Source organism: Fodinicola acaciae (assembly GCF_010993745.1).
GTDB lineage: Bacteria > Actinomycetota > Actinomycetes > Mycobacteriales > HKI-0501 > Fodinicola > Fodinicola acaciae.
On record NZ_WOTN01000002.1, the window covers coordinates 950,676 to 964,498 of the forward strand.

General features: G+C 67.8%; 15 protein-coding genes. 13 read left to right on the forward strand and 2 right to left on the reverse strand.

Annotated features, from left to right (window positions below; genetic code table 11):
* Positions 1-74: 74 nt before the first annotated feature.
* Entirely contained in the window at positions 75-656 is a 582-nt protein-coding gene (locus tag GNX95_RS19805; protein WP_163508888.1) for a TetR/AcrR family transcriptional regulator, read from the reverse strand.
* Positions 657-763: 107 nt separating this feature from the next.
* Here GNX95_RS19805 and GNX95_RS19810 point away from each other — a divergent pair, with 107 nt between their 5' ends.
* From GNX95_RS19810 to GNX95_RS19850, 9 genes are all read left to right on the forward strand, one after another.
* Complete coding sequence (locus tag GNX95_RS19810; RefSeq protein ID WP_163508889.1) at positions 764-2,389, forward strand: MDR family MFS transporter; 1,626 nt, start codon at positions 764-766, stop codon at positions 2,387-2,389.
* 149 nt (positions 2,390-2,538) lie between these two features.
* Positions 2,539-3,765, forward strand: coding sequence for a TadA family conjugal transfer-associated ATPase (locus GNX95_RS19815; RefSeq protein ID WP_163508890.1), 1,227 nt, complete (start codon positions 2,539-2,541; stop codon positions 3,763-3,765).
* Positions 3,765-4,631, forward strand: coding sequence for a type II secretion system F family protein (locus GNX95_RS19820; RefSeq protein WP_163508891.1), 867 nt, complete (start codon positions 3,765-3,767; stop codon positions 4,629-4,631). The genes GNX95_RS19815 and GNX95_RS19820 overlap by 1 nt, the downstream gene beginning before the upstream one ends.
* Positions 4,628-5,545, forward strand: a complete 918-nt coding sequence (locus GNX95_RS19825; RefSeq protein ID WP_222853766.1) for a type II secretion system F family protein — start codon at positions 4,628-4,630, stop codon at positions 5,543-5,545. Before GNX95_RS19820 ends, GNX95_RS19825 begins: the two co-directional genes overlap by 4 nt.
* Before the next feature lie 790 nt (positions 5,546-6,335).
* The gene (locus tag GNX95_RS19830) at positions 6,336-6,527 is read left to right on the forward strand and encodes a hypothetical protein (protein ID WP_163508892.1); all 192 of its coding nucleotides are present in this window, start codon (positions 6,336-6,338) and stop codon (positions 6,525-6,527) included.
* 1 nt (position 6,528) lies between these two features.
* The gene (locus tag GNX95_RS19835; RefSeq protein WP_222853767.1) at positions 6,529-6,888 is read left to right on the forward strand and encodes a TadE family protein; all 360 of its coding nucleotides are present in this window, start codon (positions 6,529-6,531) and stop codon (positions 6,886-6,888) included.
* Entirely contained in the window at positions 6,885-7,325 is a 441-nt protein-coding gene (locus GNX95_RS19840) for a hypothetical protein (RefSeq protein WP_163508894.1), read from the forward strand. Before GNX95_RS19835 ends, GNX95_RS19840 begins: the two co-directional genes overlap by 4 nt.
* Complete coding sequence (locus GNX95_RS19845) at positions 7,322-7,741, forward strand: pilus assembly protein TadG-related protein (protein ID WP_163508895.1); 420 nt, start codon at positions 7,322-7,324, stop codon at positions 7,739-7,741. The genes GNX95_RS19840 and GNX95_RS19845 overlap by 4 nt, the downstream gene beginning before the upstream one ends.
* Before the next feature lie 42 nt (positions 7,742-7,783).
* Positions 7,784-8,425, forward strand: coding sequence for an FMN-binding negative transcriptional regulator (locus tag GNX95_RS19850; RefSeq protein WP_163508896.1), 642 nt, complete (start codon positions 7,784-7,786; stop codon positions 8,423-8,425).
* A gap of 5 nt (positions 8,426-8,430) precedes the next feature.
* Here the strand turns inward: GNX95_RS19850 and GNX95_RS19855 are convergent, their stop codons facing one another.
* Complete coding sequence (locus GNX95_RS19855; RefSeq protein ID WP_163508897.1) at positions 8,431-9,768, reverse strand: aminotransferase class I/II-fold pyridoxal phosphate-dependent enzyme; 1,338 nt, start codon at positions 9,766-9,768, stop codon at positions 8,431-8,433.
* Between the two features lie 242 nt (positions 9,769-10,010).
* Between GNX95_RS19855 and GNX95_RS19860 the strand changes: the two genes are divergently transcribed.
* The 4 genes from GNX95_RS19860 to ftsX all read left to right on the forward strand — a co-directional run bounded on the left by GNX95_RS19860 (position 10,011) and on the right by ftsX (position 13,459).
* Positions 10,011-10,526 (forward strand): PadR family transcriptional regulator, encoded by a 516-nt coding sequence (locus tag GNX95_RS19860; protein ID WP_163508898.1) that lies wholly within the window; start codon positions 10,011-10,013, stop codon positions 10,524-10,526.
* Between the two features lie 27 nt (positions 10,527-10,553).
* Positions 10,554-11,663, forward strand: a complete 1,110-nt coding sequence (gene prfB / locus GNX95_RS19865) for a peptide chain release factor 2 (protein ID WP_163508899.1) — start codon at positions 10,554-10,556, stop codon at positions 11,661-11,663.
* A gap of 161 nt (positions 11,664-11,824) precedes the next feature.
* Entirely contained in the window at positions 11,825-12,529 is a 705-nt protein-coding gene (ftsE, locus tag GNX95_RS19870) for a cell division ATP-binding protein FtsE (protein WP_246281681.1), read from the forward strand.
* Positions 12,530-12,577: 48 nt separating this feature from the next.
* On the forward strand, positions 12,578-13,459 hold the full coding sequence (gene ftsX / locus GNX95_RS19875) for a permease-like cell division protein FtsX (RefSeq protein ID WP_163508900.1): 882 nt from the start codon (positions 12,578-12,580) through the stop codon (positions 13,457-13,459).
* Positions 13,460-13,823: the final 364 nt, after the last annotated feature.

Sequence of the window (13,823 nt, forward strand, 5' to 3'; positions counted from 1 at the left end):
GGGTGGGGGCCAACATTGGCGGGTGGGTATGACAGTTACGGCGCGGGGGTGCGGTTGGTCAGCATTGCCAACGGTCAGGCGGCCGGGGTGGTCCAGTCGACGCTGTCGAGGAGTTCGGTGACCACCTCGATGATCGCCGGCTCGAGTTGGTCGGTCGGTGTGTCCTTCATGCTGAAGCGGCTCAGCTGTACGGAGAACAGCGCGACCCGGATGCGCAGCTTGTCGGCGATCGACGCGTCCGGCGGGGTGAGGGTGTTGACCAGTTCGATGAGCTTGTCGCGCATCTGCTCGCCGACCTTGAGCTCGCGCATGGCCGGCTGGTTCTCCTGGTAGAGCCGCATCACCAGGGTGCCGCTCCTGGAGTTCTGCACATAGCGCTCGGCGATCGCGCGGCGGCCTTCGCGGGTGCGCGGCTGGTCCTTGGCCCATCGGACGAAGTCGTCCATGCCGTCGTACATGTCCTCGAAGACGGACGCGACGATCGCCTCTTTGCTCTTGAAGTGGTAATAAAGCGCGGCCTTGGTGACACCGAGCCGCTCGGCGATCTCGCGCAGCGACGTCTTGTCATAGCCGTACTCACCGAACAGCTCCAGCGCGACCTGCTGGATCCGCTGACGGGTGCCTGACCGCGTCGCGGTCGACGTGTCGTCTGTCACCACACTCACCTTACTTACTTGACGACCGGCTAGTAGCAGCTTACCGTACGACTAGTAAGTGAGCTAGCCGGCCGACAAGTAAACATCGTCTTTACTGGAGAATACTGATGACAGCCAACACCACGCACGCGGCGCCGCGACGCCGTGGTGGCGCACACGAAGCGCCGGAGGACGCGACGCCACCCTCCAGGGGGCGGATGTACGTCATCCTCACCGGCGTCATGCTAGCGATGCTGCTGGCAATGCTGGACAACATGATCGTCAACACCGCGCTGCCGCGGATCGTCGGTGACCTCGGTGGCCTCAGCCACCTGTCCTGGGTGGTGACCGCGTACGTGCTCGCCTCCACGGTGGCCACGCCGATCTGGGGGAAGCTCGGCGACCTCTACAGCCGCAAGGGTACGTTCATCGCCTCGATCCTGGTCTTCCTGGCCGGCTCGGTGCTCTCGGGCGCGGCGCACAGCATGTTCGAGCTGATCGCCTTCCGCGCGCTGCAGGGGCTCGGTGGCGGCGGCCTGATGGTCGGCGCGATGTCGATCATGGGTGCGTTGGTGCCGCCGCGTGAGCGCGGTCGCTACCAGGGTCTGATGGCGGCGGTCATGCCGCTGGCGATGATCGGCGGTCCGCTGCTCGGTGGCTTCATCACCGACCACCTGGACTGGCGCTGGGCCTTCTACGTGAACATCCCGGTCGGCATCCTGGCCCTGGCGGTCGTGGTCCTGACGCTGAAGCTGCCGAAGTCGACGGTCAAGGCCTCGATCGACTACCTCGGCGTCGCCGTACTGAGCGTCGGCATCACCGCGTTGGTGCTGCTGACGACGTGGGGTGGCACCGAGTACGCGTGGGGCTCGTGGCAGATCATCGGCCTCGGCGTCCTCGCGGTCGTGTCGCTGGTCGCCTTCGTGTTCGTCGAACGGCGCGCGAAGGAACCGATCATGCCGCTCAGCCTGTTCCGCAACCGCAACTTCGCGCTCGCCTCGGTGCTGGGTTTCCTGGTCGGCTTCGCGATGTTCGGCGCGACCACCTTCCTGCCGCAGTATCAGCAGATGGTGCAGGGTGACAGCGCCACCCAGAGCGGTCTCGCGCTGATCCCGCTGATGCTGTCGTCGGTGATCGTCGGCCTGATCGTGGGCCAGGTGACGACGCGTACGGGCCGCTATCGCGCGTTTCCGATCATCGGTGGCGCGGTCATGACGATCGGCATGGTGGCGCTGGCGCAGCTGACCGTCGACACGACGCACACCATGGCCAGCCTGCTGATGATCCCGCTCGGCCTCGGCATGGGTTTCCTGATGCAGACGACGATGCTGATCACGCAGAACAGCGTGTCGGTACGCGACATGGGGGTCGCCTCCTCGGCCGCCACGTTCTTCCGGCAGATAGGCGGCTCGATCGGTGTGTCCCTGTTCGGCGCGATCTTCAGCTCGCGGCTGACCGCCTCGCTGACCGACAGCGTCGGCTCGGCGACCGCGGAGAAGCTGACCGGCGGCGGTGCGCGGCTCAGCCCGGCGCTGCTGGACAAGCTGCCGGACGCGATCCACCACGCGTACAGCGCGGCCATCGTCGACGGCGTGCAGACGCTGTTCTGGTGGGCCGTGCCGATCACCGCGATCGCCTTCGTGGTGGCGTGGTTCATCAAGGAGGTCCCGCTGCGCGGCGGCGACGCTCCGAAGGCGCCGGCGATCGTCAAGCAGCGCGAGCCAGCCGACGCGCTCGTCGCCGCCGTCGACTGATCGTCGGCCGCAGGGTCGCCCTACGTGCACCAGTCGCACGCGGGGCGACCCTGCGACCGAACCGCGGGTGACGGACTGTTGTCTTTACGCATTCTTGACAGATAGGTTGTTACGCGACAAAAGAGACAGGCGGCTACGGGGGCGTGGCGGTGGACGCGGCGACCGGGATCCTCGGTACGGAGGTGCGGGAGCTGGTCCGCCGCCGCGGCCTGGATCCGGTCCGCGAGCCGGCCGCGGTACGCCGACTGATCGAGGAAGCGCTGTCCGACTACGCCGACCGCGCGCTTTCCGGCGGGCTGCCGCCGCTGCTGGACGCGCCGGCGGCCGCTCGTACGATCTTCGACGCGGTCGCCGGAATCGGTCCGCTGCAACGGTTTCTGGACGATCCGGAGATCGAGGAGGTGTGGGTCAACGGCCCCGGCCGGGTGTTCGTCGCGCGCCGCGGCCGCAGCGAGCTGACCAACACGATCCTGTCCGCGGGCCAGGTCCGCGACCTGGTCGAGCGGATGCTGAAGGGCACCGGCCGGCGGATCGACCTGTCGATGCCGTTCGTGGACGCGACGCTGGTCGACGGCTCGCGGCTGCACGTCGTCATTCCGGACATCACACGCGAACACTGGGCCGTCAACATCCGGAAGTTCGTCGTACGGGCCAGCAGCCTCGAACAACTGTGCAGCCTCGGCACGCTGAGCGCGCCGGCGGCACGTTTTCTGGAGGCGACGGTCGCCGCCGGCCTCAACGTGATCGTCAGCGGTGGTACGCAGGCCGGCAAGACGACACTGCTCAACTGCCTGGCGGCCGCGGTTCCGGCCAGCGAACGGATCATCAGCTGCGAGGAGGTCTTCGAGCTGAAGTTCTCCGCCGCCGACTGGGTCGCTTTGCAGACACGGCAACCCAATCTGGAAGGCACCGGTGAGATTCCGTTGCGGCGGCTGGTGAAAGAGGCGCTGCGGATGCGGCCGAGCCGGATCATCGTCGGCGAGGTGCGCCAGGCCGAATGCCTCGACCTGCTGATCGCGCTCAACAGCGGCCTGCCCGGAATGGCCAGCATTCACGCCAACTCCGCGCGTGAGGCGGTGACCAAGCTGTGTACGCTTCCGTTGCTGGCCGGCGAAAACGTGACGACCGGTTTCGTCGTGCCGACCGTCGCGGCCTGTGTCGACGTCGTTGTGCACATCGAGTCCGACGGCAGTGGCCGGCGGCGCGTACGCGAGATCGTCGCGGTGACCGGCCGCGCCGAGAACAGCGTCGTGGAAACGGCGGAGTTGTTCGCGACCTCGGACGGGCGGCTGACCCGGTCGAGCGGTTATCCGCCGCATCCGTCCCGATACGCGCGTGCCGGCTTCGACCTGGTCCGGCTGCTTGGCGCCGGCTGATGGCCGCGCTCGGCGCGTTTCTCGGTCTGGTGCTGGGGATCGGCATCCTGTTGTGCTGGCGCTCCGGCCGGCGCGCCCCGGCTCGGCGGCGCCGGTTTGCCGGCTGGCTCGACCGGCGTACGGACGTGTTGCGGCAGGCCGGCATCGACGGTGTGACCGGCGGACAGCTCCTGGCGATCCAGCTCGGCGCGGCCGTTTTCACGTTTTTGTTGGTGTTGCTGACAAGTCGCAGTTTCTCCATCGCCGCGTGTTTCGGTGTGTTCGCGTTTTTCGGTCCGGTGGCGGTCGTACGACGGTCGCGCAACCGGCGGCAGGCCGAGCTGCGCGAGGTGTGGCCGGAGGTCGTCGACCACCTCACGTCTGCCGTACGCGCCGGAATGTCGTTGCCGGAAGCGGTCGGCGCGCTCGGCTCTCGCGGACCGGAACAGCTGCGGCCGGCTTTTGCCAGGTTTGCCAGCGACTATCGGGCCAGCGGCCGGTTTTCCGAGTCACTGGACGCATTGCGGGAGGCACTGGCCGATCCGGTCGGCGACCGTGTGCTCGAGTCGTTGCGGATGGCGCGCGAGGTTGGCGGCACGGAGCTAGGCACGTTGTTGCGTACGCTTTCGGCATTTTTGCGAGAAGACGCGCGTACGCGCGCCGAGCTGGAGACGCGCCAGTCGTGGACGATCAACGGCGCCCGGCTGGCCGTCGCGGCTCCGTGGATCGTTTTGCTCATGCTGGCAACGCAAAGCAGCACATTGTCCGCGTACGACTCGACCAGCGGGCGGCTGTTGTTGGCCATCGGCGCCGCACTGTGTTTTGGTGCGTACCGGCTGATGCTGCGGATCGGCCGGCTGCCGGTGGAGAAGCGGGTGCTGCGATGATTTTCGGGATGCTGCTGGGGCTTTTCGCCGGCTGCGGGCTGGTTTTGGTGCTGGCTGGTGGAATGCGCCGGGTGCGGCTGGTCGACCGGCTGACGCCGTATCTGCGTGACGCGCCCCGGCCGTCGCGACTGCTGGAGGTGAAGGCGCCACTTGGCGCGCTCGGCCGGTTGCTGCGGCCGGTTTTGCTGGAGGCGGCGGGGTTTGCCGATCGGCTGGTCGGCGGCAGCCGGTCGGTGCGGCGGCGGCAGCTCGCGCTCGGCCGGCCGGCCAGTGTCGAGGAGTTTCGGGTCGAGCAGCTGCTGTGGGCCGCGATCGGTGCGGTAGCCGGGATTCTCGGTGGTGTCGTGCTCGGGCTGTTGGCCGGTCAGGTGTCCGCGATCGCGGTGGTGTTGATGGCCTTCAGCGCCGCGCTGGCCGGTTTTCTCGGCCGTGACTGGTGGTTGTCGGTGCAGGTGCACCGGCGGACCGAGGCGATCCTGGCGGAGTTTCCGGTGGTCGCCGACCTGCTCGCGCTCGCCGTCACGGCCGGCGAGGCCCCGGCGCCAGCGCTGGAGCGCGTGTGCCGGATGTGCCGCGGCGAGCTGAGTGCCGAGCTGTCGCGTGCGCTGGACGAGGCACGTGCCGGTGCGTCGTTGCCGGCGGCGCTGGAAAATTTGGCGCAGCGTACGACCATCGACGCGCTCGGCCGTTTCGTCGACGGCGTGCTGGTCGCTCTGGAGCGCGGTACGCCGTTGGCGGCCGTGCTGCGCGCTCAGGCCGACGACGTACGCGAGGCGCGCAAACGCGCGCTGCTGGCAGCCGGCGGCCGGCGCGAGATCGCCATGCTGGTGCCGGTCGTTTTCCTGGTCCTGCCGGTGACGGTGCTGTTTGCGCTCTATCCCGGCCTGGTGTCGATCACCCTGCTGACACGGTGACCGTGCACGAACAGGCTTTCACGCCGTCGCGATCACCAGAGGCGGTGACGGGCGTGACTACTGAGGCTGACAATGCTGTTGTGACTGCTCACCAGACCGGATCGGACTCCGCCGACACCAAACGTCCGTTTTGATGCCTTGTTAAACAAGTATTACGTAGTCGTCCGCCTCATCTGCATTGTCAACCACGCCAGTCACACCAGTACCACCCCGGCAGCCGCTCAATGTTCGCAAGGCCCCCATGCGTGCGTCAGGCGCACGTAAGGAGGCCTTACTACCAGAACACAAACCGGCAAGACGGACATGCAGCGCTACAGCAAAGATCGTTGGCGTCCTTGTCGACGGGTTGCTTCCCATACGTGACCGAGCAAGCCCGGAAAACCCAGCCCCGACCGCAAACCGCCGCCCGCACCCCTATGCACACCGATTGGCGTTCCCGCGCCCCCTCCCTTGAGGTTGCCCTCCGCGCAGGAGCGCCCGCCGCGCAGGCGAAAAACCCAACCACCCACCCAACGGAACAAGGGAAGACGCGCCACCTCCCGGACGCACCAAACGGACGAACCCCACCACCTCCCCGGACCGCACCCAAACAGATGAACCCCTCATCTCCAACACCCCAAGCTGTGGATAACTAACAGGCATCGATGTCCGATTTCCCGCTAATTAACACCATTGGCACCAGCACCTATCCCCAGATCCATCGAGTTGTCCACAGCTTCACTCACTTCCGATTCAGAAGGTGAAAGAAGCGCTACCCTAGGTGATAAGGGGACAAAACGGGGAGGATGCCATGGCGGTCTGGGCCTGGCTCTGCGTACGGCTGGTCGATCTCCGTGACGAGGCGGGGGACGTGCCCGGCTGGGTGATGGTCACCGTGATGACGGCCGGTCTCGTGGTCGCGCTGTTCGCGGTCTTCCGCGGCGCGATCATCGGTGCGGTGCAGGACGCGATCAGCAACGTGGTGTCCAGCACCGGAGGCTGACGTGCGCGACGACGAAGGCGCCGCGGTCGCCGAGTTCGCCTTGGTGTCGGTGCTGCTCATCTTCCTGTTTCTCGCGGTCGCGCAGGTCGCCGTCTATCTGCACGTACGCAACGTCGTGACGGCCAGCGCCGCCGAAGGTGCGCGTTATGCGGCCAACGCTGACGTGCCGCCCGAGGCAGGGGGACCGCGAGCGGAAGCGCTCATCCGCGCGGCGGTCAACCAGGACATCGCCTGTACGTCCAGACCGCAGGCGCCGGTCGTGGTCGTCGAGTGCGCCGGCGCCATCCCGGTTTTCTTCGCGCCGCTCGGCCGTGTCATTCCGTTGCGTACGTCGGCGCGCGCGATCGAGGAGGGGACGTGAAATCCGACGATGGCTCGACGGTCGTCGAGTTCGTGTTTCTCGCCGTTGTCATCCTCATCCCGCTGATTTACGTCGTGCTCGTCGCGTCCGCTCTGCAGCGCAATGCCTTTGGTGTCACCGAAGCGGCGCGACAGGCCGGCCGCGCGTACGCGACCGCCGGAGACGAGACCAGTGCGCGTTCCAGAGCCGCGTACGCGATGCGGCTTGCGTTGGAAGACCAGGGATTGTCGACGGATGCTACCCAACTGCGGTTCGTTGCGGCCGGAAACGACTGCCAGGGACCGGAAACCACGCCGAGCCTGGCGCCGGGATCAGCGTTCGCGGTGTGTGTCGTCCGCGCCTTCCGGCTGCCGGCCGTGCCGTCCTTTGTGGACGGTGGACACAACACCGTGACCGGTGTTTTCGTTGTCAGGATCGACCGTTTCCGCGGCGCATGAGATCCGACGACGGCAGTTCCGTGCCGCTGATCCTGCTGTTCTTCCTGCTCGGCCTGGTCCTGGTCGCCGGCACGGTCGCCGCGTCGGCCGCATTCCTGGCGCAGCGCGACCTGCAGTCCGACTGCGACGGCGCGGCGATCGTGGCCGCCAACGCGCTGGACGCGGCCGGTTTCTACGGCTCCGACCACGCCGGCGACTCCCTGCCGCTCGCGGCCGGTGCCGCGCAGTCGGCGGTCGACGCTTACGCCGCCGACGCCGCCCTGGCCGAGACCTCGTTCGCGGTCGCGGTCGCGGCCGGCCGGGCGCAGGTGACCTGCTCACGGGTCGTACGGCTGCCGTTCGGCCCCACCTTCGGCTATGGCGACGGGCTGCGGCGTACGGCGGTCAGCGACGCCCGGTCGCCATACCAACGGTAAATGCTGGTACAGATTTAACGACCGTACTAGTACGCTTGGCTCATGTGGGTTGCGCCCGAGCATGCCGTCAGCGATCCGGAGCAGCTGCGCCGGCTGGTCCGCGACCATCCGTTCGCCACCCTGCACAGCGCCGGTCCCGTCGGCCAGCTGGCCTCGCACCTGCCGATCGTCATGGACCCGGACGGGCCGGCGCCCGGCGAGGCCGTCACGACGCGGCTGGTCGGGCACATGGCCAAGGCCAACGAGCACTGGAGGGCGATGCCGGCCGGTACGCCGGTGCTGGCGATCTTCACCGGTCCGCAGGCGTACGTCACGCCGACCTGGTACGGCCCCGGACCGAGCGCGCCGACCTGGGACTACACCGCGGTCCACCTGCATGGCCGGATCACGCTGATCGACGACCCGGCCGAGGCGTTGCGCATCATCGGCGTGACGATCGCGGCTCTGGAAGGCGGCCGCGAGCCGGCATGGGACCCGGCGCCGTCGGCCGATTTCCACCGCAAGCTGGTGGCCGGCATCCGCGCCTTCCACATCGAGGTCGGCCGGCATGAGGCGATCTTCAAGCTCAGCGGCAACAAGCCACGGGAGGTGCAGCGAGCCGTACGCGACGCGCTCGCCGCCAGCGCCACCGGCGGCGACCGCGACCTGGCCGCCTTCATGGAGCGCGAGCTGCCGCTTCCGTAGCCGCGTCAGCCGGCGCGGGTGGCGCGTGCGCGTACCGGCGCGGCGGTCGCGTTGAGCACAGCGGCGACGTGGTCGGCCAGCTCGGCGCCGTCGGATGGGTCGAGCGCGGCCGTGGTGACGCGGATGAACGGCCGCGAGGCCAGTCGGTAAGGCTCGCCGGCCTGTACGGCCCAGCCGCGGTCGAACAGCTGCCGCACGACCGGCACCTCCTCCGGCACCGGCACGTAGACGTTCAGGCCGGACCGGCCACGCGCTGGCACACCACGAGCGGCCAGCGCGGCCAAAAACGTCTCGCGCCGCTGGGAATACGCGCGCTGCGCCGCACGCAACCGGTCGGCGGTCGACTTTTCCCGCCACAGCTGGACGGTCAGCTCCTGGATCAGGTGGCTGACCCAGCCGGTGCCGACCTGCTGCCGGCCCTCGACCCGGCTCGCGGTGGTCGGATCGGCGCCGATCATCGCGATCCGCAGATCGGGCCCGAGCGACTTGCTCATCGACCGGATCAGGGCCCAGCGCGGCCGCTCGCCGAGCACGCTGACGTACGGCGCGTCCGCGGCACCGCTCGCGTGGTCGTCCTCCACGACCAGCAAATCCGGATGTGCGGCCAAAACCTCGGCCAGCTCGGCACCGCGCGCCGCGTCGATCGCCGATCCCATCGGATTTTGCGCGCGTGGCGTGATGATGCAGGCGGCGATCGGCCGCACGAGCGTTTCCGCCAGCGCGTCCGGCAGCATGCCGGCGTCGTCGATCGGCACGCCGACCGGCACGAAACCCATCGCGCGCAACAGGTCCAGAACCCCGGTATAACCGGGATCCTCGACCGCCACCTGGTCGCCGGGCTTGAGATAGGCCGAAAGTACCCGCTCCAGGCCGTCCATCGCGCCGCCGGCCAGGCAGATCTGGCCGCGGCTGACCGGCACCGGATGCAGCTCGTGCACGGCCATCTCCAGCAGCTCCGGCAACACCGTCGCGTCGGTGTAGAGATAATGCCTGCGGTGCAGCCTGGCGGCCACTTCCGGCAGCGACGGCAGGAAGGCCGGATCCGGGTTTCCGCTGGCCACATCGCGTACGCCGGCCGGCAGGGGAGTCAGCGACCGGCCGGTCAGCGGCGGCCGCGGACTGACCCGCGTACGGCTGCCGGCGCTGCTGGTCAGCACGCCGCGGTTGCGCAAAGTCTTGTATGCCGCGGCAACGGTCGCCGGGCTGAGGTGGATGGCGCTGGCCAACGCGCGTACCGACGGGACCGCGTCGCCGGGCAGCAACCGGCCCTTGGCCACCGCCAGCTCGATCGCGGCGACGATCCCGGCGGCGTTCGGCTCGGTGACGGTGAACGGCGCATCCACCCCACCACTGTACTAGAACAGTCTGGGCGGCGACGGAAGATCCGCGCAGCCGAGGCGAAACGCCCGGCCGGTTGATCACAAGCGTGCTAGTACGGCCGGACAGTCCACAAGGGACGGTCGGCACCCTCCACAGTGGACACGCTGGCACTACTACAAAACGTCACCGCCGGCGGGCAGAAAGTCCACATTGGATCGCCGGATTCTCTGGACCCCGGCTGAGATACATGGCAACGTCATCTGCTATGGCGGAAACAGCTCTCAACGCGACCGCGGCGGCACTGCTCGGACTGCTGCACGACGGACCGAAAACCGGGGGCCAGCTGGTCGCGGAGGCGACCGGCCGGCTCGGTCCATTCTGGACGACCACCCGCTCCCAGGTGTACAGGGAACTGCCCAGCCTCGCGGCCAAGGGCTACGTACGCGCCGGAAAGGCCGGCGCGCGTTCGGCCCAGCCGTACACGGTCACCGCGACCGGAAAGCGCGCGTTCTCCCGCTGGCTCGGCGAGCCGGCCGGCCACGACCAGTTACGCAATCCGTTGATGCTGCGGGTCGCTTTCGGTGGCCTGCACGGCAAAGGTCAGCTGGACGAGCTGTTCACGGAAAAGCGGAAGGAACACACCGAGGCGTTGGACGTGGCCCGCGAGCGGCTCAAGGAAGCCAAGCGGGACGGCGACAAGTACGCGGTCGCGACGCTCGACTTCGCGGTCACCTACCACCGTGCCGTGCTCAAGTGGCTGGACGCGGCCCCCGACGCGTGACCGACCGGCCCGGTAGGCTCGACCATTGTGGCTGATGTAGATCTGCGTGGCCGGCTGGAGGCCCTGAGCGCCAAACTGCGCACCATCGAGTCGGTGCTGCGGCCGGACGCGATGCGCGAGGAGCTGGCCAGCCTCCAGGAGCAGGCGTCCGCGCCGGACCTGTGGGACGACCAGGAGAAGGCGCAGGAGGTGACGTCCCGGCTGTCGTTCGTGCAGAGCGAGCTCGGCCGGCTGGACGGCCTGCGGCAGCGGGTCGACGACGCCGGCGTACTGCTGGACCTGGCCGAGGCCGAGGACGACGCCGGCACGCGTGCCGAGGTCGGCACCGAGGCCGACCAGCTGACCAAGCTGATCGACGAGCTGGAGGTCCGCACGCTGCTGTCCGGCGAGTACGACTCGCGGGAGGCGGTGGTCACCATCCGCGCCGAGGCCGGCGGCGTCGACGCCGCGGACTTCGCCGAGATGCTGCTGCGGATGTATCTGCGCTGGGCCGAGCGGCACAAGTACGGCACCGAGGTCTACGACACCTCGTACGCGGAGGAGGCCGGCATCAAGTCGGCGACCTTCGCCGTCCACATTCCCTACGCGTACGGCACCCTGTCCGTCGAGCAGGGGACGCACCGGCTGGTGCGCCTGTCGCCGTTCGACAACCAGCACCGCCGGCAGACCAGCTTCGTCGGCGTCGAGGTGCTGCCCAAGGTCGAGCAGGCCGACCACATCGAGATCCCCGACGACGACCTGCGCGTCGACGTCTACCGGTCGTCCGGACCCGGCGGCCAGGGTGTCAACACGACCGACTCGGCCGTACGCCTCACCCACCTGCCGACCGGCATCGTCGTCTCGTGCCAGAACGAGCGCTCGCAGCTGCAGAACAAGGCGACCGCGATGGCCGTCCTGCAGGCCAAGCTGCTGGAGCGGCGCCGGCAGGAGGAGCAGGCCAAGATGGACGCGCTCAAGTCCGGCGGCTCCAGCTGGGGAAACCAGATGCGGTCGTACGTGCTGCACCCGTACCAGATGGTCAAGGACCTGCGCACCGACCACGAGGTCGGCAACCCGCAGGCCGTACTCGACGGTGACATCGACGACTTCATCGAGGCCGGCATCCGGTGGCGCCGGCAACAGGAGAACCCGGCATAACGGCTCCTTTGGTACGGCCGCGTTAACGGCAATTGCCGGTAAAACGGCGCCAATCTCACGGTCGCGGTGTGTTGTCAACCGGACGTCAACGGTCGGCCACCCAACCGGCGGCGGTAGACTCGGCGGCCGTGATGAGCCAGCAGCAAAGTCCCATGCCGGTGATGAACCAGGCAGGCGGCTCCAGTGCGATCACCATGGAGCACGTCACCAAGAACTACTCCAGGTCCGGCCGGCCGGCACTCGACGACATCAACGTGCGGGTCAGCAAGGGTGAGTTCGTCTTCTTCATCGGACCCACCGGCTCGGGCAAGTCCACCTTCATGAAGCTGCTGCTGAAGGAGGAGAACCCGACCCGCGGCAAGGTCACGCTGGCCGGCCGGGACCTGTCGCAGGTGCGCGGCTGGAAGGTGCCGCGGATGCGGCGCAGCGTCGGCTGTGTGTTCCAGGACTTCCGGCTGCTGCCGACCAAGACCGCCGCCGAGAACGTGGGCTTCGCGCTCGAGGTGATCGGCAAGCCGGCCAACGTCGTACGCCGGGTCGTACCGGAGGTCCTGCAGCTGGTCGGCCTGGAAGGCAAGGAGGGCCGGCTGCCGCACCAGCTCTCCGGTGGTGAACAGCAGCGCGTGGCGATCGCGCGGGCGTTCGTCAACCGGCCGCTCGTCCTGCTGGCCGACGAGCCGACCGGAAACCTCGACCCGGACACCAGCATCGAGATCATGCGGCTGCTGGACCGGATCAACCGGACCGGCACCACCGTGGTGATGGCCACCCACGACTCCAACATCGTCAACCAGATGCGCCGGCGGGTGGTCGAGCTCGACCGCGGCCGGATCGTCCGCGACCAGGCACGCGGGGTCTACGGGTAGATCTCCCGGCTCACCCGTTGCTCAGCGACCCCACGTTCTGAGGAAGAAATGCGCGCGAAATTCGTACTGTCCGAAGTCGGCGTCGGCTTGTTCCGCAACGTCACCATGACCATCGCGATGGTCCTGACGACGGCGATCTCGCTCGCCCTGCTCGGCGCCGGTGGTCTCATCTACAACCAGGTGGGTGAGATGCAGGACTACTTCTACACCCGGCTGGAAGTCTCGATCTTCCTCAAGGACGGCGTGACCCCGGAACAGCGCAGCACGCTGGAGAGCGCGCTCAAGAGCGACGCGCTGGTGGAGAACAGCATCCACGAGACCAAGGCCGACGCGTATTCCCGCTTCCGTGAGCAGTTCAAGGACTCGCCGGAGCTGGTCGCCAACGTACGGCCGGACGCGCTGCCGGAGTCCTACCGGGTGAAGCTGAAGGACCCGGCGAAATACCAGGCGGTCGCCGACAAGTACAAGACCTTCGCCGGCGTCGACCAGGTGGTCGACCAGAAGCGGCTGGTCGAGCGGCTGTTCAACGTACTGGACACGTTCAGAAACGCGGCACTGCTGGTGGCCTTCGTCCAAGGCATCGCGGCGCTCCTGCTGATCGGCAACACGATCCAGGTCGCCGCGTACTCCAGACGCCGTGAGGTCTCGGTCATGCGGCTGGTCGGCGCCTCGAACTGGTATATCCAGCTGCCGTTCGTCCTGGAGGCCGCGATGGCCGGCCTGGCCGGCGCGGTGGTCGGCTGGCTGACCCTGCTCGGCGCCAAGTTCCTGCTGGTCGACAAGCTGCTCGACTCCGGCACGTTCGTCGGCGTCATCCCCACCTGGGACATGCTGTCGATGATCAACATCCTCGGCATCATGGTCCTGGTCGGCATCGTCCTGGCCTCGGTCGCCGGCTGGTTCACGCTGCGCTTCCAGATCAAGTACTGATCTACCCGCTACGGCGCGAAACTGTCGTACCCCCCTGCCAATCTGGGCCCCCACCCAGATCGGGCGGGGGGTGGGTTCGCGTGGTTACTTACCTAAGTTCGAAGTTGATCTTGCATGAGGCGTTTAGCGCTAAATGCCTCATTTGCCGGAATGGTGATCGCAAGCATGGCCCCCATGCGTGCGCTGGACGCACGCATGGGGGCCATGCTTGCAACCGCCGAGTGACGCATGTGACTAATGCGACCCCCGAGGCGCCAGATCAAGATCATTTTCGATGTAGGTAAGTAAACCTCTCAACCCACCCCCCGCCCGTAATGGGTGGGGGAAATGTACGCCTACACGTACGACAGTTTCGCGTTGTAGC

Bases quoted from the DNA above. Each gene is read 5' to 3' on its own strand.
- GNX95_RS19820 (WP_163508891.1), top strand. From the start codon at position 3,765: ATGGCCGCGCTCGGCGCGTTTCTCGGTCTGGTGCTGGGGATCGGCATC.
- GNX95_RS19825 (WP_222853766.1), top strand. From the start codon at position 4,628: ATGATTTTCGGGATGCTGCTGGGGCTTTTCGCCGGCTGCGGGCTGGTT.
- ftsE (WP_246281681.1), top strand. From the start codon at position 11,825: ATGAACCAGGCAGGCGGCTCCAGTGCGATCACCATGGAGCACGTCACC.
- GNX95_RS19850 (WP_163508896.1), top strand. From the start codon at position 7,784: ATGTGGGTTGCGCCCGAGCATGCCGTCAGCGATCCGGAGCAGCTGCGC.
- GNX95_RS19810 (WP_163508889.1), top strand. From the start codon at position 764: ATGACAGCCAACACCACGCACGCGGCGCCGCGACGCCGTGGTGGCGCA.
- GNX95_RS19830 (WP_163508892.1), top strand. From the start codon at position 6,336: ATGGCGGTCTGGGCCTGGCTCTGCGTACGGCTGGTCGATCTCCGTGAC.
- ftsX (WP_163508900.1), top strand. From the start codon at position 12,578: ATGCGCGCGAAATTCGTACTGTCCGAAGTCGGCGTCGGCTTGTTCCGC.
- GNX95_RS19845 (WP_163508895.1), top strand. From the start codon at position 7,322: ATGAGATCCGACGACGGCAGTTCCGTGCCGCTGATCCTGCTGTTCTTC.
- GNX95_RS19860 (WP_163508898.1), top strand. From the start codon at position 10,011: ATGGCGGAAACAGCTCTCAACGCGACCGCGGCGGCACTGCTCGGACTG.